At 40.3% G+C, this 17,867-nt stretch carries 26 protein-coding genes and 2 pseudogenes; 8 read left to right on the top strand and 20 right to left on the bottom strand.

Translation table 11 applies throughout. From position 1 onward, the window contains the following. Positions 1–170 precede the first annotated feature (170 nt). Positions 171–629, top strand: a complete 459-nt coding sequence (locus KIK04_RS14385; protein ID WP_232274340.1) for an ArpU family phage packaging/lysis transcriptional regulator — start codon at positions 171–173, stop codon at positions 627–629. A 146-nt stretch (positions 630–775) separates the two neighbouring features. Here the strand turns inward: KIK04_RS14385 and KIK04_RS14380 are convergent, their stop codons facing one another. The 14 genes and pseudogenes from KIK04_RS14380 to KIK04_RS24210 all read right to left on the bottom strand — a co-directional run bounded on the left by KIK04_RS14380 (position 776) and on the right by KIK04_RS24210 (position 8,477). Next, positions 776–1,483: a thermonuclease family protein gene (locus tag KIK04_RS14380; protein WP_232274339.1), complete on the bottom strand. Its 708-nt coding sequence runs from the start codon at positions 1,481–1,483 to the stop codon at positions 776–778. 165 nt (positions 1,484–1,648) lie between these two features. Continuing rightward, positions 1,649–2,281: a DUF3885 domain-containing protein gene (locus tag KIK04_RS14375; protein ID WP_232274338.1), complete on the bottom strand. Its 633-nt coding sequence runs from the start codon at positions 2,279–2,281 to the stop codon at positions 1,649–1,651. 20 nt (positions 2,282–2,301) lie between these two features. Further along, positions 2,302–2,898, bottom strand: coding sequence for a dienelactone hydrolase family protein (locus KIK04_RS14370; protein ID WP_232274337.1), 597 nt, complete (start codon positions 2,896–2,898; stop codon positions 2,302–2,304). Continuing rightward, on the bottom strand, positions 2,895–3,560 hold the full coding sequence (locus KIK04_RS14365) for a zinc dependent phospholipase C family protein (RefSeq protein WP_232274336.1): 666 nt from the start codon (positions 3,558–3,560) through the stop codon (positions 2,895–2,897). Before KIK04_RS14365 ends, KIK04_RS14370 begins: the two co-directional genes overlap by 4 nt. Positions 3,561–3,698: 138 nt before the next feature. After that, the gene (locus KIK04_RS14360) at positions 3,699–4,313 is read right to left on the bottom strand and encodes a cyclase family protein (RefSeq protein WP_232274335.1); all 615 of its coding nucleotides are present in this window, start codon (positions 4,311–4,313) and stop codon (positions 3,699–3,701) included. A gap of 54 nt (positions 4,314–4,367) precedes the next feature. Continuing rightward, the gene (locus KIK04_RS14355) at positions 4,368–4,889 is read right to left on the bottom strand and encodes a YfiT family bacillithiol transferase (RefSeq protein WP_232274334.1); all 522 of its coding nucleotides are present in this window, start codon (positions 4,887–4,889) and stop codon (positions 4,368–4,370) included. 18 nt (positions 4,890–4,907) lie between these two features. Then, positions 4,908–5,453 (bottom strand): annotated as a pseudogene (locus KIK04_RS14350) (HAD-IIIA family hydrolase). A gap of 18 nt (positions 5,454–5,471) precedes the next feature. Then, a pseudogene (locus tag KIK04_RS24445) lies at positions 5,472–5,621 on the bottom strand (DUF6508 domain-containing protein); the annotation flags it as partial. Positions 5,622–5,660: 39 nt separating this feature from the next. Beyond that, entirely contained in the window at positions 5,661–6,230 is a 570-nt protein-coding gene (locus tag KIK04_RS14345) for a hypothetical protein (protein WP_232274333.1), read from the bottom strand. 93 nt (positions 6,231–6,323) lie between these two features. Beyond that, the gene (locus tag KIK04_RS14340; RefSeq protein ID WP_232274332.1) at positions 6,324–6,890 is read right to left on the bottom strand and encodes a hypothetical protein; all 567 of its coding nucleotides are present in this window, start codon (positions 6,888–6,890) and stop codon (positions 6,324–6,326) included. Between the two features lie 131 nt (positions 6,891–7,021). Beyond that, positions 7,022–7,477, bottom strand: a complete 456-nt coding sequence (locus KIK04_RS14335; protein WP_232274331.1) for a hypothetical protein — start codon at positions 7,475–7,477, stop codon at positions 7,022–7,024. A 75-nt stretch (positions 7,478–7,552) separates the two neighbouring features. After that, a complete protein-coding gene (locus KIK04_RS14330) occupies positions 7,553–7,993 on the bottom strand; it encodes a GNAT family N-acetyltransferase (protein WP_232274330.1) in 441 nt (146 codons plus the stop codon). A gap of 254 nt (positions 7,994–8,247) precedes the next feature. Next, on the bottom strand, positions 8,248–8,403 hold the full coding sequence (locus KIK04_RS14325) for an RDD family protein (protein WP_232274329.1): 156 nt from the start codon (positions 8,401–8,403) through the stop codon (positions 8,248–8,250). Further along, positions 8,349–8,477: a hypothetical protein gene (locus KIK04_RS24210; protein WP_269671043.1), complete on the bottom strand. Its 129-nt coding sequence runs from the start codon at positions 8,475–8,477 to the stop codon at positions 8,349–8,351. The genes KIK04_RS14325 and KIK04_RS24210 overlap by 55 nt, the downstream gene beginning before the upstream one ends. A 176-nt stretch (positions 8,478–8,653) precedes the next feature. Between KIK04_RS24210 and KIK04_RS14320 the strand changes: the two genes are divergently transcribed. The 6 genes from KIK04_RS14320 (at position 8,654) to KIK04_RS14295 (ending at position 12,411) form a co-directional block, all read left to right on the top strand. Continuing rightward, positions 8,654–9,238 carry a sulfurtransferase TusA family protein gene (locus KIK04_RS14320; protein WP_232274328.1) on the top strand — a complete coding sequence of 195 codons (585 nt, stop codon included), beginning with the start codon at positions 8,654–8,656 and terminating at the stop codon, positions 9,236–9,238. A 106-nt stretch (positions 9,239–9,344) separates the two neighbouring features. Continuing rightward, complete coding sequence (locus KIK04_RS14315) at positions 9,345–10,439, top strand: MBL fold metallo-hydrolase (protein ID WP_442951174.1); 1,095 nt, start codon at positions 9,345–9,347, stop codon at positions 10,437–10,439. A 14-nt stretch (positions 10,440–10,453) separates the two neighbouring features. After that, positions 10,454–10,681, top strand: coding sequence for a sulfurtransferase TusA family protein (locus KIK04_RS14310; protein ID WP_232274326.1), 228 nt, complete (start codon positions 10,454–10,456; stop codon positions 10,679–10,681). Positions 10,682–10,708: 27 nt separating this feature from the next. Beyond that, entirely contained in the window at positions 10,709–11,503 is a 795-nt protein-coding gene (locus KIK04_RS14305; protein ID WP_232278739.1) for a sulfite exporter TauE/SafE family protein, read from the top strand. A gap of 97 nt (positions 11,504–11,600) precedes the next feature. Continuing rightward, on the top strand, positions 11,601–12,083 hold the full coding sequence (locus KIK04_RS14300) for a DsrE/DsrF/DrsH-like family protein (protein ID WP_232278738.1): 483 nt from the start codon (positions 11,601–11,603) through the stop codon (positions 12,081–12,083). Between the two features lie 61 nt (positions 12,084–12,144). Continuing rightward, on the top strand, positions 12,145–12,411 hold the full coding sequence (locus KIK04_RS14295) for a metal-sensitive transcriptional regulator (protein ID WP_232274325.1): 267 nt from the start codon (positions 12,145–12,147) through the stop codon (positions 12,409–12,411). A 193-nt stretch (positions 12,412–12,604) separates the two neighbouring features. On the opposite strand, the gene KIK04_RS14290 is transcribed toward KIK04_RS14295, so the two are convergent. Further along, the gene (locus KIK04_RS14290) at positions 12,605–12,934 is read right to left on the bottom strand and encodes a DUF3024 domain-containing protein (protein WP_232274324.1); all 330 of its coding nucleotides are present in this window, start codon (positions 12,932–12,934) and stop codon (positions 12,605–12,607) included. 417 nt (positions 12,935–13,351) lie between these two features. Further along, positions 13,352–14,257: a GNAT family N-acetyltransferase gene (locus tag KIK04_RS14285; RefSeq protein WP_232274323.1), complete on the bottom strand. Its 906-nt coding sequence runs from the start codon at positions 14,255–14,257 to the stop codon at positions 13,352–13,354. 688 nt (positions 14,258–14,945) lie between these two features. On the opposite strand from KIK04_RS14285, the gene KIK04_RS14280 reads away from it, so the two are divergent. Further along, complete coding sequence (locus KIK04_RS14280; protein WP_232274322.1) at positions 14,946–15,401, top strand: hypothetical protein; 456 nt, start codon at positions 14,946–14,948, stop codon at positions 15,399–15,401. 774 nt (positions 15,402–16,175) lie between these two features. Here KIK04_RS14280 and KIK04_RS24440 read toward each other — a convergent pair. From KIK04_RS24440 to KIK04_RS14265, 4 genes are all read right to left on the bottom strand, one after another. Further along, on the bottom strand, positions 16,176–16,406 hold the full coding sequence (locus KIK04_RS24440) for a transposase (RefSeq protein WP_442951092.1): 231 nt from the start codon (positions 16,404–16,406) through the stop codon (positions 16,176–16,178). A gap of 129 nt (positions 16,407–16,535) precedes the next feature. Next, the gene (locus KIK04_RS14275; protein ID WP_232274321.1) at positions 16,536–16,868 is read right to left on the bottom strand and encodes a transposase; all 333 of its coding nucleotides are present in this window, start codon (positions 16,866–16,868) and stop codon (positions 16,536–16,538) included. 75 nt (positions 16,869–16,943) lie between these two features. Next, positions 16,944–17,438: a transposase gene (locus KIK04_RS14270; RefSeq protein WP_232274320.1), complete on the bottom strand. Its 495-nt coding sequence runs from the start codon at positions 17,436–17,438 to the stop codon at positions 16,944–16,946. A gap of 196 nt (positions 17,439–17,634) precedes the next feature. Next, entirely contained in the window at positions 17,635–17,862 is a 228-nt protein-coding gene (locus KIK04_RS14265; protein WP_232274319.1) for a DUF8617 domain-containing protein, read from the bottom strand. Positions 17,863–17,867: the final 5 nt, after the last annotated feature.

Genomic DNA, 17,867 nt, shown 5'->3' with positions numbered 1-17,867 from the left:
CTTTCGATTCCCACAATATCATTATAGTACGGGGAACATGCGTTTGGTTTATAGGTTCTTTTTAAAAACGTTACATTATTTTTTTATTGTTATTATAAAAAACTTATAGAACATTTGTTCTTATTTTTGTGGTATAATATGTTTATATGAAACGAGGAGGACAACCCTTAATGATGTTGAATACGCACATGGATTTTCCTTCATTGACGATGACATTTGACGCGAAGCAAGCGAAAGTAACGGTTGAAAATGTGTTCTCCAAATACCGGATGTGCAAGGTGATGAAGTTCGCAGTTAAGGAGGCACGTGTTACGGCCAACTACGAGGCACGCATGCATGGCGCAACGAATCGTGTGGGTGACCCGACCGCCAGCATTGCGGTACATAATGCAGATAAAGCGAACGAGTGCCTCGCCTTTTGTGAGTTAATTGAAAATATCGTCGAGCAGTTGGAGGCTGACGAGCAGCTTCTCATTAAAGAGCGTTACATGAAGGGCGAGCGTGTTACCGACACGAAGGTGTATAGCTTTATGTTCGATCCGCCGATTAGCGCGGTGACGTACGGTCAAATTCGTAAGCGGGCGTTTATGAAGCTGTTGAACGTGTTTCAATATGTGTTCCCTAGTTAATGTGAATCGATTGCCGATCGGTCTTATTTAAACGCAAAAAAACCTTGCAACGAATTGCGGCGCCGGCTAGGTGGCTCGCAAATCTGTTGCAAGGTTTATGGTAGTGAGTATGAATAGTAGCTTTTCGCTCTCCGTAAATCTGCCGTTTAGCGTACTTTTCTAAACCCAGCATCAATCGCGTCTTGTTCCGTCAAGAAGAAGATGCGCTTCGATACATCAACACGCGTGTATTGACTAGGCACAACGTATGTTTTCTTTGTATAATCACCAACAAATTTATTTGGCACACCGTTAGAAATCGTCATACGGAATTCAAAAGGCAGCTCATCCAGTGGGTTCGTTGGGTCCCAAATGCCCAGTCCTGAGCGTTTAGCTTGCTCTTGGGATTTTTGGTATTGTTGAATAAATGTATCATTCGGCCAAATAAAGTACGTTACCGCATGACCCTTCTTCACCAAATCTTCGTTTACATTCAATTTCCCTTTAAAAATGTGAGCCAGCAAGCGCCCATATTGGTCTGTGGATTCAGCACCAACCGCCACTCTAATTTTAGTTCCAACTGGAAGCAAGGATTTCAAATAGCTAGTCGCTCTCTCTGCATGATACCCTTGACTTTGACCACGAAAATTCGTTTCTGGCGTGTCAATGGACAGCAAGCGCACTTTGGTAGTACCAAGCACCGGATAACTCAAATTAACTGTATCCCCATCCACAACTCTTTCTACAACCGCGTTGTAGTATGTCAGACTTTGTTGCGCTTTCGCGGTTGGGGCTGGCAAAACCGTTAAACTCACACAGATTGCTAACCAAAATGCCAGTACTAGCTTTGTAGACTTGACAAGGTGTAATTTCATCTCCATCCCATCCTTTCATCGATACAATGTTTGTCGATAATTGCTAATGTTGAGTAGCGTAGCAACTATGAACGGTCTAATTGTAGCGCCCGTTGTCGAAAGGTGGTGTCGTTGAGAATCCTGTCATCGTTACATTCATTATATTCATATTATTAATAATTTTGGTTACTTTTGAAATAGTCGATCTATTTTCTCTCTGTCATAATCAAGAATCCAATGATTAAACTTCTTATATAAAGGCAGTAAAGACTCTCTATTATTAGAGATTACATCTAAACCACGATCATCATATAAATAGTAAATGATATGTTTTTGGGGCTCGACAAAGAAAACACCATCCGAAACGTAAGGATCAATTGTATAATCTTGATTCCCAATCGCCTTTAAAAGCTCAATATAGTCTAAACTTTGTTTATTGTTTTTCAAAGAAAAATGGTGTACATATCCTGTAAGTTCATGAGTATCCTCATCAAAATGTTCATCTACCCTAAATAGATTTATCTTATGGAATCGAGAATTATCGAGTAAAAAGGTTTTAAATATATCTACTCCCTCATTAAACAATTGGTATGGCTCAACGTGCTGATATGATTTCACATAAAGCCAAAAGTCTGTCGTATCTGAAAATATTTCATTAAATATGTTTAGAGACCTATAGTATACGGTTTCCATATAGCCTCGATCTTCATCAGCTCCGATTTCAAATCTAATCCCATATTGTGCGTTATAAAAAAGAGGAGATTGGATTTCGAGATCTTTAAAATACTCTTTTAAATATAAATCAAGTGACAGTTCCATTCTTACAATTATCTCCCTATTTATATTTCTTCGATTCGTCTAAGGAAATCAATACTCATCTCTATACAATCCCTATGATGTTCTGGATGATATGCTTGGTAAAATGGATTCATAAAGCCGTGCTCAGCTTCGACAATCTTTACGACAGTATTCTGCTTTTGGTTGAGTTGTCCTTCTAAACCCGATACATCAACCGACTTCTCCTCTTTTGCAAAAAATAACAAGCTCGGAACATTAGGCTCTACCTCTAAATAATCCCTAATTCTCGATCCGTAATATCCAATTACACCATCAACTTCTAGTTCACTGCTCAGCCAAGCAAGCGTTGCACCAACACTAAAACCAATGATATAAATCCGATCATATTTCTCTCTATTTTCTTTAACGATGTGCTTCACTTCTAACAAGGATTTTTGAAAGCCAACTTCATTCCTAAAAAACAGATATGCTTCGCTTTCTTGCTCATAAGGAAAAGGGGCTACGTGCAGTAGATTAGGTGTAAGTACATCAAAACCTTCTTGCATCATAATGTCTCGAAAAAAATGAATATGATCGTTAACTCCATAGATTTCATGCAATACGATAGTTAAAGATTTGGCTGAAGACTGCCTGTTCATAGAAGTTCACTTCTTTCTGACATGATGTTGAGAGAAATTTCCCAATCCATAAATAATGCATTCAGTTCATTGGCTGTCTGATTAACAAAATCCCTTGCAACCTCTACCGTAAAATAAGCTGGCTGTATTTTTGGTTCATTACGGTCATCTTGCAGCCAGCTCATCTTCTCATCTCTGTGACCTCTAACTTCTGTCTCCGTCACAAACGGAACGATCGTAAACGGCTTAGACTTCTGCAAGTGATGAAAAATCTGGTGGTAATCGGAATTGGAGCGCAACAAGTCAAACTCCAATTGGCTAACTTCACGATTATACGTGGTTCTAATGTCTGCGGTGTCCCCTTTATAATGACACTCAAATTCAGCGTATACACTCTCTGTCCATCTTATATCCGTATAGATATGAGCAAAGTAGCCCAACACAAACTCTTTCCACGCACGCTCGGTATGCTGACTCAAATACTCCAAACAATGGCTTCTCACCGTTTCAATACTCGGGAACTTGCCTTCACTAACGAGATGAGTAATCCCCTTCTGTTCCCGCGTTATTTGATTTCGCATATGAATCGCATCTGGTGCAATACTCCCTAACAAAAAATGAGGGGATGGCTTGGACGAAGCTACTTTTGTTGCAATTGCAAAATGAACCATTGGCCAAGGCACGTGTGAACACCTCCGATACTATGCATTTAACAAATGGAGTTATAACCTGTAATAATTGTCGGCGGTGTATATGGGCCAATTCCAAAACTGATACACCTCATCGAAATTCCCCTAGTTCAGGCTACACATTCAGCTGCCTTATTTTACACGTGCAATAATACGAGCAATAGAAGAATCCGCTTTAATATGAAGCGGCAAGGCGATGATTTCAAAAGACTCAACATCCAATAAGCGCTCGACATTTGTTAAATTTTCAGCAATAAAGATGGTGTTCTCGAATAAATATGCATGAATCTCAAACGGATATTTATCGGGTGACGGTGTGTCCATGCCAATCATTTTGACCTTTTTTCGAACGAGGATGTCTACGAAAGCTTTCGTCAACACAGGGTACGCTGTAAAATATTCTGCTTGGTCAAAATACTTCCCATACCCTGTATATAAAATCACAATACTATTTTCCTTAATGGATTGCTCATACTCTACCTTGTAATCAATGGTCATCTCGCCAGAGACATCTAGTACACAACCTTCTCCGATAAATGAGTCCAATGGAAAATCACTCAAATACACATGGGTATCCGTCATATGCATCGGACCGTCGATGTGTGTCCCTACGTGCATATTAATCGTAAGCTGATGATTATTGTAGTGATGTTGCTGAATGAACTTGGATTGAATTAATGTCGTTTCGGTGTCTCCTGGAAAAACAGGCATCTTATCGACGATGAGACGAGTTAGATCAATGATCATGATTGAATCCTCCTTGTGGGATAGGAATGGGGAAATCAGCTATCTTTGTGACTACTAACCCTTGGACATCATATAGGATTGGATTTGAGAAATATGATGCTCGTTGTGCCAGACGAATCTTTGCAGTGCTGTATCCAAAGTGATGCTTCCTAGTACTTCGGTTTTTAATTTCCTGCTAAAATCATCTAGCTGTAAACCGTTAAGGAGAATAACAAATCGAATGTGAAGGGTTTCGAGTAATACAAGTGAATGTTCGATCGGGACATCTTTGTAATCGCTGAGTTCTGCCCATAAATCTTCGCGATAAGTACCGGACATAGGCTCGTCCTCGGTAAGCGCCTTTTTGAATCTTATGTACGCGTTCATATCATTATCAGCCATATGATGTACGATTTGTTTCGTAGACCAAGCACCCTGACGATGAGGGGTATTAAGCTGCTCAGGTTCGGTGCCCGCTATAAACTTTCTTAGTATCTTTGTAATATCAGGAATCTGGTTGATGAAGCGGGTTCGCTCTTCAATGGAAGGATTCATTACAGGTTCAAACGACCCGATGGGATAACGCAAATGCTCCACTTGCTGCGGCCTCCTCTACTAATTACATTTTTTCGCCAAATTAATGATGTAATCAACCGCGTCCTCAAAATCTCTAGCAACATGATCCGCTTCTGTGTTGGGCCATTTATGCCTATACTTATTTAAAGCTTCATTACCCGCTCCGGTTAGAACTAATATTTTCATGCAACCCGCATGATGCCCTGCTAATATGTCCGTCCACCGATCTCCAATGACAATACAATTTTTAAAATTTAATCGCTTATGTTCTGCTGCTAGATGTAACATTCCAGGACTAGGCTATCGGCACGCGCATCCATCCGTATGCTGATGCGGACAAATGTACACATCATCAAAACCAAAATGAATCATTTCATCAATAAACTGTTCTATGGTTGCTTCACCTCTAGAGATGCCAGGTTGATTCGTAAAGCCATATAGTTGCGTCCCTATTGTTTTAAGTTTATGTATGGCCCCTTTTGTGAATGGAAACAACTCAAAATTGCCCGGATAGAGCACTTCATCCGTGCCGCCTATTGTTCCATCGCGATCAATAAAAATTGCTTCTATGTTGTAAGCTTTCATGCTCAACCCCCGAACATAACTTGTCATCCATTTACGTAATATTTCGAGATCTGCATTCATGATATACGCATCAATGCTGTGGTCTAAATCCTTATACATCTCAGGTATATTGATCCACCCATTCCAATCAAACACGATTAGAAAACCAGTATCGGCAAGTGCTCCCATCCTCAGCACATATATTTACATTTGACCATGTAATAATCCTCATAAAGTTACTTGCAGCAGTAATTTCATTTCTTCTTTTATACTTGTCTTTTCAACCTCAATTCCATCGTTGTAATCAATTTCAGATGGAAAGGGTTTTCGGGTATTCATATAATTTTTTAATATGAGTAGACTACTTAAAGGAAATTCCCCGCGACACCAAGTACTCCTGTATCCTACAAATCCATGTTTCACTATTAATTGTTCAAATGCTAAGACGACTTCGTTAATAAAGTCAAAAAGACTGCATTCCGTTTCAATTTCAACTGATTTGTTTGCTTCGCTTTTACAGTACATATCTGCATACGAAACAATGGAAATGTTTAATTTCTCATGTCCAAGACATTTTAGCATCCACTTTAATCCACCCGGCTCGCTGTACCATTCAAAAGTAACTTCTGTTTGCAACTCGTCCTCTGGAACGCATCCCGGCAATAGTTGTAACAACCCATCTAGCAAATCCTTAATCGGCTCTGAAAGATAGCTTACATTAAAATATGATTCTTGATTGTTTATTTCTAGCATGCCAGATGCCCATCCAATACCGGATAATTCGTAAGTGAATTTCATTTATTTCTCCTTAGCTGATCCATTAATATGCTCTGTAACGCTATGAAAAGATACTCTTGAATGACCTGCGTATTACAAATATCATTCAGCGATTCAACTTTTAAACATCTCGTTAATACTGTGCATTTCAATTTTATCCTGCTCTGCTCTATTATCTATATATTCATGTTCTGCAATTATTAATAGTTCTTTCTTTTCAAAAAAAGTTAGTAATCTTATCGCCTCTTGAATGACTGGACTTTTGAAATCAAAGCTTTGATTTCCTTGCCTTAGAACTTCTTGATATTCTTCCGAGGTAGTAATAAAGGTCAGGGCAATAAATCGTAAAAAATCGTACCCCTCACAATACTCATCATAAAGAGTAGCTATTACTTCAAGAAAGCGAGTTATGCCTTGATCCTGATTTAACTCATGCAATAAAGAAATTAGCCGTTCTTGCTCGAACATGCCAAAGTTGACTAATTTCCTAATTTGTTTTTCTGTCTCTTGAAATGCATATATACTTGCGTAGTCCCTTGAGATAAATTCCAAATATTCTTGCTCACCAAAAATTATTTCGAGTTCATCATGATTATATAGCCACTGTTCAAAGTCTAATATATTGATCTTATTCCTAATCGAAAAGTATAAAAATCGTTGTGTGGAGATAGTATCAATCATGGTGTACCTTCTTTACTAATTATAGGATTTTCACCAGTAAAATCAGCTCTTCGCTGGTAGGGAGCCGTATTGTTGTTCATTTTGAAATAAATGATTAAAATGACTAGTTTTATCGCTTAGTATATATTTTTTTAACTTTTATTTAAAGGCAGTGTACTTTCTTGAAGTTCACCTTGATTGTCCAGATGTATGAACATCTTCTCTACATCCTCTTTTTCCATTGTTTTCATAATGATTAAATACTTTATATTCATCCCAGGTGGGTCCATACTTTCATTATTGAAATATTCCATTAGTTTTGTTGGGGTCGTCAATATGCACCATCGCTTAGACCCGTCATTAAAGGTAATTGTCACTTCTACAAAACGTTCCGTTTCAGTGTTGTCATCAAAACGCCAATCTTTCATGACTACTATCTTCGATCCATCACTTAAGAAGTTCTCTTTGTGAATCCACACCCTTTTTCCATGATCCCCAACGATCCTATACATATCCTTATTTTCATCGACTACAACGTAAACTTTTCCACGAGTCAACGCTTGCTGATATACACCAATACTGTTACAACTAACTATTCGAGCATCCATGGTCGCATCATCCTTTCATGGCTGTTCATGATTTCGTATCTGTGTTTAATAAAATTATTCATCTCGGCTATGTTCTCAATCTAGAGCCTTTATAAATCCCTGTATGATGCCTTTGCTATATCCAATAGCCTCATAAAACTCATGCGCCTCTTTACTCGTTGCACCTGAAACTAAAATCACACAGTGACAATTTCTTACCTTCGCTTGCCGCTCGATTTCTTCCATTAATTGTTTACCGACTCCAAGTCGCTGACTAGCCTTAGATACAATCATATTTTCCACGACCATAAAAGGACGACATTCCCCCGTTAAATCGTAACAAACGATTCCCATCACGGAGCCGACTAACTTACCCTGCTCATTTTTTGCGCCGAGAAATAAGTAGTCTTTATTGGATTGAAGATGTTCAAACTGTTCCTTTATCCGTTCGATATAGGGGCGACTTCCATCCAATTCTTCATATAAACAAGCCAATTCAAGTATTTCAGAAGCTATTATTGGTGAGATTTGAATCACACTTTCATCCTCCCGTCTTTTCCATAAGACCTTATTCGACATTCCTCCCTAAACCTCCCCTCCTTTTCGAAAAAGAATAACAAAAAAAGAAAACATCTAATATGCTGTCTCCTTTGCCTAAAGCATATGTACCTTGCCTACCTTAATAAAGTACCTGCCCCGCTTCATGTCGGTATTTGAGCACTTTTTATCCACAACATACGTATTGGCGAATTTGTCGTGCAGAGCTTGTTTCTTTTGCGTCAATCCAGCCATCATAAAAATTCGATATATAACGGAAATAGTGAGAGCAGCTTACTCCAATACCTAGCAGATGCCCGCAAAAAGGATAGTCTTTCGTAATCCTCATCGACTACTACGATATCAAACGACCTTTTCCCAAACGTCGCTTGCCATCTGGACGATTCCAATAGCCCGTAATATAACCATTCGATACACAATCAATCGTATGTGCTAAGAACCTCTGCCAAAATCCCGCGTACATGCCATCACCTCCTATACATTCACTTTCGGCAAACCAAATAGGGAATTTTATACTTTATAGGTGGATTTATGAACCTGTATTCAACAACCTTGACGAGCAAAAGTAATTCATTTATATTTTTAATATACCTATAGGGGTATATGTATAAGGATTAAAAATCAGGAGGCATGGTGTTCATGACCATTCAAGTAGATAAAGTTCTAGATGCCAAAGGACTGGCTTGCCCGCTGCCCATCGTCAGAACTAAAAAGGCGCTTGAAGAGCTAGCCCATGGCTGTGTACTTGAGGTTCAAGCGACGGATAAAGGTTCGTTAGCCGATCTTCAAAGCTGGGCGAAGTCAACAGGGCACCACTATTTAGGGACCAAGCAAGCGGGGAACGTGCTTCATCATTTTATTCGGAAGTCGGCTCCTGCCGAGGCTAAGGATGAACGAGATTTCCCAAATACGATAACAAATGAGGAGCTAGAGCAGCGAATTAAGGAGACTCCACCTGTCACGATCGTTGATGTGCGTGAGCCAGCGGAGTATGCTTTTGCCAAAATTTCAGGTGCAATCTCCATCCCACTCGGACAATTGGAGCAACGAATCCAAGAGCTGAATCAAGAAGATGAGATCTGCGTCATTTGTCGTACAGGGAAGCGCAGCGACATGGCGGCTCAGCTGTTGCATGAAAAAGGCTTTAAGCATGTAAAAAATGTTGTGCCTGGCATGTCCGCATGGAAGGGTACCGTCGAGCAGTCTAATCACTTAGTTCAATAACGCTAAGGCAATCATTGCTCATTTTAAAAACGATCACGAGAGAGGAGACACGATAATGACTACGGCTAAACTGCGCGGTATATCTGCTGGCGAATTGGCACACAAAATGTTCAACCATGACTCGCTTTTTATTTTAGATGTGCGCAATGAAAGTGATTATGCGGACTGGAAAATGGAAGGTCAAAGTGTAGAAACGCTGAACGTTCCTTATTTTGAACTGCTTGACGGTGTCGAAACCGTGCTCGATCACATTCCGGACGACAAAGAAGTCGTCGTCGTATGTGCGAAGGAGGGCTCCTCCATCTTTGTAGCCGAGCAATTAATTGCACACGGCAAGTCTAATATTTCTTACCTTGCTGGCGGGATGAAAGCTTGGAGCGAACATTTAGTACCTGTTAAAATCGGCGATTTAACAGACGGCGGTTCCATTTATCAATTCATACGCATCGGTAAAGGCTGTCTGTCTTATATGGTCATTTCGAATGGCGAAGCCGCTGTCATTGATCCCGTTCGTATGACGGATGTGTATACGCATTTTGCCCAAGAACAACAAGCCGTTATTCAGCATACGATTGACACCCATCTGCACGCGGATCATATTTCTGGCGGATTGAAACTAGCAGTGCGCACAGGAGCTAACTATTGGCTCCCACCGAAAGATGCGGATGAAGTGGTCTTTGACTATAATCCACTCGACGAACATGCTGTCATCTCTGTCGGGCATACTCAAATTCAGATTCAACCTGTCTACTCGCCAGGGCACACCATTGGAAGTACGTCACTCATTGTGGACAATCAGTATTTATTTTCAGGAGACATATTGTTCGTGCACTCCATTGGACGACCTGACTTGGCAGGAAAGGCAGAAGATTGGGTCAGCGACCTTCGCCATACGTTGTACGACCGATACAAGCAATTATCTTATGATTTAATCGTCCTTCCGGCCCACTTTGGACAAGCCGCGGAACTCGGTGAAGGCGGAAAAGTGTTGGCACGTTTGGGTGACTTATTCAAGAACAATCCCGGATTAAACATCACAGATGAGGCACAGTTTAGACGAGCAGTAACAGAGAATTTGCCTCCGCAGCCACATGCGTACGAGGAGATTAGACAAATCAATATGGGGAAATTAGCCCCCACCGCTGAAGAACAGCGCGATATGGAAATAGGTCCAAACCGCTGCGCGATTCACGATAAATAAGGAGGAATAGGAATATGGAAACGAACATCACCGTTGATACGCAAGGGATGGCATGTCCGATGCCCATCGTAAAAGCGAAAAAAGGATTAGATTCATTGGAAGCAGGTCAAATCATGAAGGTGTTATCAACTGACAAAGGTTCGCTGAACGATTTTCAAGCGTGGGTGAAGCAAACGAATCATGAGTTGGTAAAGCATGAGGTAGTGGATGGGATTTTTACCTTTTTCGTACGAAAGAAGTAACACATGATGAGCTCTATGGTTGTAAGTGTGGACGTCGCTTTATATGTAACGATGGTTGTGCTTGGATTCGTCGGCTCCTTCTTTTCAGGCTTACTAGGAATCGGAGGCGCTATTATTAATTACCCTTTGCTATTGTTTGTACCTGCTGCGCTTGGTATTGCTGCCTTTTCCGCACATGAAGTATCTACCATGAGTATGTTTCAGGTCTTTTTTGCATCGCTAGCAGGGAGTTTCATGTATCTAAAAAGACAGGGAGCGGGTCCCCCCTTGATTCATCGCGGGCTCGCTACCTATATGGGCGGCAGTATACTCATAGGCAGTGTCATTGGTAGCGTAAGTTCGGGATCCATTTCAAGCGATGCCATTACGATGATCTACGGTGCATTAGCTGTTATTGCTGTCCTATTCATGCTTCTACCTAAGCAGGAGCGCGAAGAACAAGTAAACAGAAATATTCCATTTAATAAATATATTGCGGTTATGTCTGCTTTTGGAGTCGGGATCGCTTCGGGCATCGTGGGCGCAGGTGGTTCATTTATATTAATTCCCGTGATGATAACCGTGTTGAAAATTCCGACCCGAACAACGATCGCGACTTCGCTAGTCATTGTATTTATTTCTTCGGTTGGCGGTGTGATCGGCAAAATTTCATACGGTAACATACCGATTATGGCTACTTTGTTCGTCATTATCGGGAGTGTGCTAGGCGCACCGCTAGGTTCAAAAGTAAGTCCTAACATCAATGTAAAGCTATTGCATTATGGCTTAGTTATTTTGATTGCAGCAACGTCGGTGAAAATTTGGGCTTCTGTGCTGGGTTAAATAGGTCTGTCGGGAAAGATTGATTAGGCTAGTAAGACTGACTGAACATTTTTTGACCATTGGTTAAATAAAGAGTAGAGGAGTTTGTCATTTTATGATGGGACAGAAAAAAGAAAAAACAACGATCGTGTTATTTAGCGGAGATATGGATAAGGCCATGGCTGCATTTATTATTGCGAACGGCGCGGCGGCTTACGACCACGAAGTGACGATATTTTTTACGTTTTGGGGATTGAACACGTTGCGTAAAGATGAAATCGTTCATGTGCAAAAAGGCTGGCTTGAAAAAGCATTCGGCTGGATGATGCCCCGTGGCGCCAAAAAGTTAGGTTTATCCAAAATGAATATGATGGGCATGGGTCCGAAAATGATTAAACACGTGATGAAGAAGCATAATGCTCTATCACTTCCCCAACTTATTGAATTAGCCCAAGAGCAAGGAGTGAAGTTGGTTGCCTGCACGATGACTATGGATATGTTAGGTTTGCAGCAGGAAGAATTGGTGGATGGGCTTGAGTATGCGGGAGTAGCGGGCTATTTAGGCGACGCAGTGGATGCGAAAGTAAACTTATTTATTTAAAAAGGGATATTGTCTATAATACCTGTATGGGTATATTGCATATAGAAAGGAGTGGCGTGCAGTGGGATACGTTTACAAGGATGACATCAAAAAACGTCTGCGCCGCATCGAAGGACAAGCTCGTGGAGTGCTGCGACTAATGGACGAAGAAAAGTCGTGTAAAGATGTCGTGGCTCAATTGTCGGCCATTCGCAATGCGACGGACAAAGCCATCGCTCAAATCGTTGCTGAAAATTTGCAGCAATGCATTATTGATGAGCAATTGGCAGGAAGAGATTCGAGTAAAGTGGTGCAAGAAGCCATTGAGTTATTAGTTAAAAGCCGTTAATCCATATATAGATGCATAGGTGTATTGGTGATTATGTATGAGATCTGCGTTAGGTTACCGTTTTGCACACGTTCGGCTGAATGTTGGCTTGGACGTTTAGTTGGATGATTAGTTAGATGTTTGTACGTGAAGCTGCCGGTTCATTTTGCACAATTCGTTTGAACCGGCAAAGTCATGCGAAGTCCCACACCAGCTAACCCCGAAACAATCCCCTATTATCATTTACTACCGTGCTTAATTGTTTCTCAAAGTCTGCATCCGGCAGTATATCATCAGTAAAAATGCCCTTATTTTTACTATCTTTCCAATATATCCTCCATTGATACTCTACTACTCTAAACTGAGCCATGGGATGTTGAACCCATCTATCACTCATAAATGCGGGTCTTTCTTCGATTAAGGCGACGTTATTGCCTCTGATGTTAGAGCTCAATATCATTTGATTTTGAAAATGAGGCGGGATTGCGTTTTGGGTGTAATTATCCATGATTTTAGTAATTCTTTTCTTTGTAAAATCGTTCATGATTGGATCTGCTCCGAATTTGGCTCTCATATAGAGAGCGACAGCGACGTTTTTAGCCCGCACTACTACGCGGGTGCGAACCCCCTAGGGATTTCATCTGACATTTAGACTCGCACCCGCTCGGTGAAATAACACCAAACAACATTTCCCCAAGAAAACGGGCCTCAACAAATAGTCGTGCTCAACGAGCAACGCTGACAACACAACCATGTCCGGAAGCCAACCAACGTTTCAATCTATACACCTGTGCAAGGAATGACAGTAGTCATTTTTGCTAGCATAGCACAACAAATCCGCACACTAAAAGTGCGAACCGCACTTATTTAGGGTATCATTTTGCAACAGTAACGATTAAAAACAATTCATCATCATCAAAAATAGGCTTGAGGAATGCTTCCCATCATAAATGGAACTCCCTCACAAAATATCCTTCACCATAAGCAGTTGAACATCGATCAACTCATATCCTAACGACTTATACAGACGAATAGCTGCTTCATTACTCCCAACAACGCCTAAAGTCGCCTCACTTCTTTGCTTCTCATCTCGTAAAAATGTTAAAGCCTCAATAATCGTTCCCTTGGCTACTCCTTGCCTTCTCCAATCAGGATGCGTAAATATTTGCTCGGTTGCACTTCGTTCCGCAGAAATTCCCCACGTCATGCAACTGCTAATCGGTTTTCCTTGATAAAACGCAGTAAATGTGTCCCATTCCGGTCCACTTTTGAACCAATTCAGCCTCGCTTTGCTCCACGATTCATCATCTGAACTGTCCTTCTCTGCTTGCAGGTACAGCTCCTTCTCCTCCTCGGAATCCATTGCCCATCGCTTAATTTCTATTTCAGGATTGAGCCTGTACTCGGGAAGCGGCACTGTTAAATCACGTCTCATGATGAAATAATTCAAACAATGATAGAAGCCTTGCGATAATAAAAAGTCGATAGAATCGTGGTCTTCATGCGAGCAAGTATAGCTGGTTTGAATTCGTTTACTTGGGTATGATTGCTTAATTTGATAGGCTCTTTCGACAAGCCGATTAAATATTTCAAGCTCTAGCTCGGCGTGCACATCGGAATCCACTGAATCCATTTCCATTGCAAAACGGTGAATATAGTCCGAATCTTTTCCTTCGCGCTCAAGATACTCACATGAATCCATCGGCTCTAAATGGCCCGTTGCAACGACTTGATTATCCAGCTCCGCACAAAATATATTTTCAGACTTGAAATCCGCATTATATTTGTACGATAAATGAAATAACAAATTAAATGCTGAGATATCGGTAGCATCTGTTGCTTTGTAGTGGCGAATGTGTGCTTTCATGGAGGATACACTCCTTAAGTATTGTAAGATGCATTTGCATATGTACCTAACCAAATCATAGTGATATCGCGAGCATGAAAGTTTAATAAGCGCGATAGCTGGTATCCAACCGACTATAAATGTAGCGCAAGCCTATTCCAACTTTCAGTAATAAAGCTGCGCACGAATACTCGGCAAATGAAATGAAGCTTTCTCCCAGATCCTCTTGCTCTTGCTCATCCTCACCTTAACCATTCAACTCTATAAGACACTTCTCACATCACTATTCGATGTTCTTCACAGACATCCTTTTTTCAAGCAGAGAATAGTAAAAAATATAAAGTTAATTAGCTACCTTTGTGGTTTGCAGGTTTGTTGCAATATTGATTCTTTATAAATCGGTCAATGATTGAATAAATCCATTGGATAAGCATCCAGAGTGACATAATCATATCGAGTAGTAACAAACTTCAGCAGAAGATATGATTCTATTAGAAACATTATATATATGGGCTAAATACAGCTTATTCTCTAATTTAAGAAAACAAATAGTATTATATTTCATTCATTTTCACCCCTGTTATCGATAAAATAAATTTCTTTAATATTAAATAAAACCATGTTATTTACTACTATTCCAAGTTGTGGTATTATCATTTTTGTAGAGAGCAATCTCTAAATATCCCAAATATGGAAAGGTGCGAGAACTATGAGATTCAAGAAAATTTTGGCAACTTGTTTGGTGGTTGCATCCATGACAATGACATCACAGGCAGCATTTGCAAAGGAGGGCTTTGCTGATACGCTGCATACTGCTTCGGAAATTTGGCTCCCAGGATACACGGGTACCTCTGTTAATTACACTCTTGACAGCACTTCAGATTATGACTTTTTCCTTGCCAATAATAGATATGGAGGAAGCGAATTTATTTACAAACTCTCCTTACAATCACCAAGCACTGCTAACTACGACGTACAGCTCATAACTGTCGACTCAAATAATAATATCGTAAAAACTTTTGAGGTTCCTGATTCTGGAGGAAGTACAGATGTATGGCATGATGTTATTCAGCCCGGTCATAAACTGTATATGAAAGTGTCTACTCGTGGTCATGAATATGATCGCAATAACACTTACAATCTAATTTTCCGGAAATATGGATAAGCCTTCTTTTAAATGACTGCCACAACAGCATAATTACCATTAAACAGCGTGTAACCTGTAATTATACTTAATAGCAAAAAAGGTCGAGTCAGGGCTAATCTCCCTTAACTTGACCTTTTTTCTTCGCTATTCACACCTCGGTAGATTAATCGTCGATATATGTTAACGGGTTATTGTAAATATAGGAGAGCACATTCAAGCTTATGGGAATGTTCGATTCCCCTTCATACGTATCCTCACTAATAAACCGCCGGATATTCAGAGCGAACTAGCGGCGCTTCGCTATCCCAATACCCCTACTAGTAGAAAAAAATTTGGTACTTGCACCGTTACAATCTGTAGTCAATATATAAAAGCGTTAGTTCGCTTTGATTACTACAAACCAGTGATAATAATACGTTTTCTATGAACCACAATTTTATATGCTCTAAGAAAAGGTGCTTTACGTAAATAGAGTTTTATTCGGAGTGGTATGTCTACTGGAATGCTCCAAAATGATACATCAAAATCCCCAAACAATAGAAATAAACCTTGAATGGCTTAAGGGGCTGTTGACAAAATGGGTTCGGAATTAAATTTCCGGGCCCATCTTAACTTTTAAGCATCTTTTTAGCTGAATAATCTTCAGTAAACACCCTCCGGTGCATCATTCCCCCCTCTAAATCATCGCTTTTGTCATCCTTTTTAGATTAATGGCCAACGCCGAAAAGAGGCAGTGTTCGAGTGCGTTTCGAATGCCTCTTTTGTATGTCTTACGTAGATTGTGCTCTTACTTCATCGTACCGAAGGTTCCTTCACACCATATTCTCCGCAGACGTTAAATTCGCTTATACTCCGGTGTCTTGGATCGCGTTCTATTTTGCTCCAATGCTTCATGAAATAGGGGCTTGTTATGCTGCGATAGGGTTTCGATTTGGTAAAACATCTGTCCCTTAGAGGACAAGCTTTACAATCCTTCGTTTTTGCTGTGTAGATCTGATGATAATGATTTCCCCTCCTGGACATATAAGTGAACCCTACATTTTTTTCCTGCTGGACAAGTTTACGTATCCATTACGGGATCATAAATAAATTTTTTTCCATCAATACTCTCGATGCTACTATGTTGCTGAGGGGCGATATAACCCCGAATATCTAGTTTTTTAATCCGTGATGAATCAGGGAACTGTCGTAGCCTTTGTCGGCGCCAACTTTTTGAATGGACAATCCAAATTTAATCTTTTGCAGGGAAAGCCTTTCTACATAGGGGTCGTTATCATTTACATTGCCTGGGGTCACATGGATATCCGTTATGATTCCATGTTTGGTGTCTATACTTGTATGTCCGAGATAGTGGTTACCGACCGGCTTTTGTGGTCTATTCAGCCAACCAGAATCGGGATCTGTCGTGCTACGCTTGACTTCTTTTCGTTCAGATTTATCTGGTGGTGATTGCTTAGAAGGATCACATTTTTTCTTCCCTTGCACTTCTCGTTTATCTTGTAGCTTCTTCTCCAGTCTATGAACTTCCTGTTCTAGTTCTTTTAAATAGTCCGGAGGGAGTTAATCTTTCCATACCTTTTCGCTTTGGTAATCGGAAGCATGAGCTTTAATGTGTGTAGAGTCAGTGACAATCACCTCACCTGTCACAGGCTCTGAAGATACACATGTTGAAACGATATGATCGAATATTTCTTGAAAGATCGTACGCTCCTTAAATCTGCGACGGCGATTCTGACTAAGTGTCGAATGATCCGGAATGGATTCTTCCAAACCTAATCCTAAAAACCATCGAAATTCCAGATTCAATTGCACTTGTTCTCCTAGCTTTCTTTCAGAAGGAATGCCATACAGATACCCAAGAAGTAGCATTTTTATAAGCATGACGGGATCAATTGTTTTCCTGCCAATTGGGGAGTACAAATGCTGAACTTTCTTATATATAAACGAAAAATCTACAACCTTCTCAATAGATCGTAGTAAGTGATTTGCTGGGATGTAGTCTTCCAAATTAAAAAGCATGAACTGATGTTGCTTTTCTTTATTTACTCCCATCATTTGCGAACTCCTCCAAAAATAAAACCGTGTAGAGAACAAATTCTACACGGTTGCTTTAATATCATTTTATTTGAGGGATCATTTTTATTTTGTCAACAGCCCCAAGGAGCCGATCAAGGTTTATTTCTTCTCTCCTTAAACTTATATACTACTAATCCGAAAGATCATTTGATGAGTAACTAGCACTTATTAGACACTAATACTCAATTGCATAGGTTTTAATCAATTCTGTACCTTTAAAGCAGTACACTCTTTCACATTGTTTGCATCTCCAAACATCAAATTCCGGCTCAGGCATGTCATCAATCGATTCTAGACAGTTTATTTTCTCCCACTCTCTATCTGTATACACGATTAATTCAACGTCGTTTGGTACTCGGTGGGTAGATAAAACTTCCCCACATTTACAAACGTACTTTCCCATCTTAA

The organism is Paenibacillus sp. 481 (assembly GCF_021223605.1).
Taxonomy (GTDB): Bacteria; Bacillota; Bacilli; order Paenibacillales; family Paenibacillaceae; genus Paenibacillus_B.
Note: the sequence above shows the minus strand (reverse complement) of the source record. Positions and strands in the feature narration are given on the sequence as shown.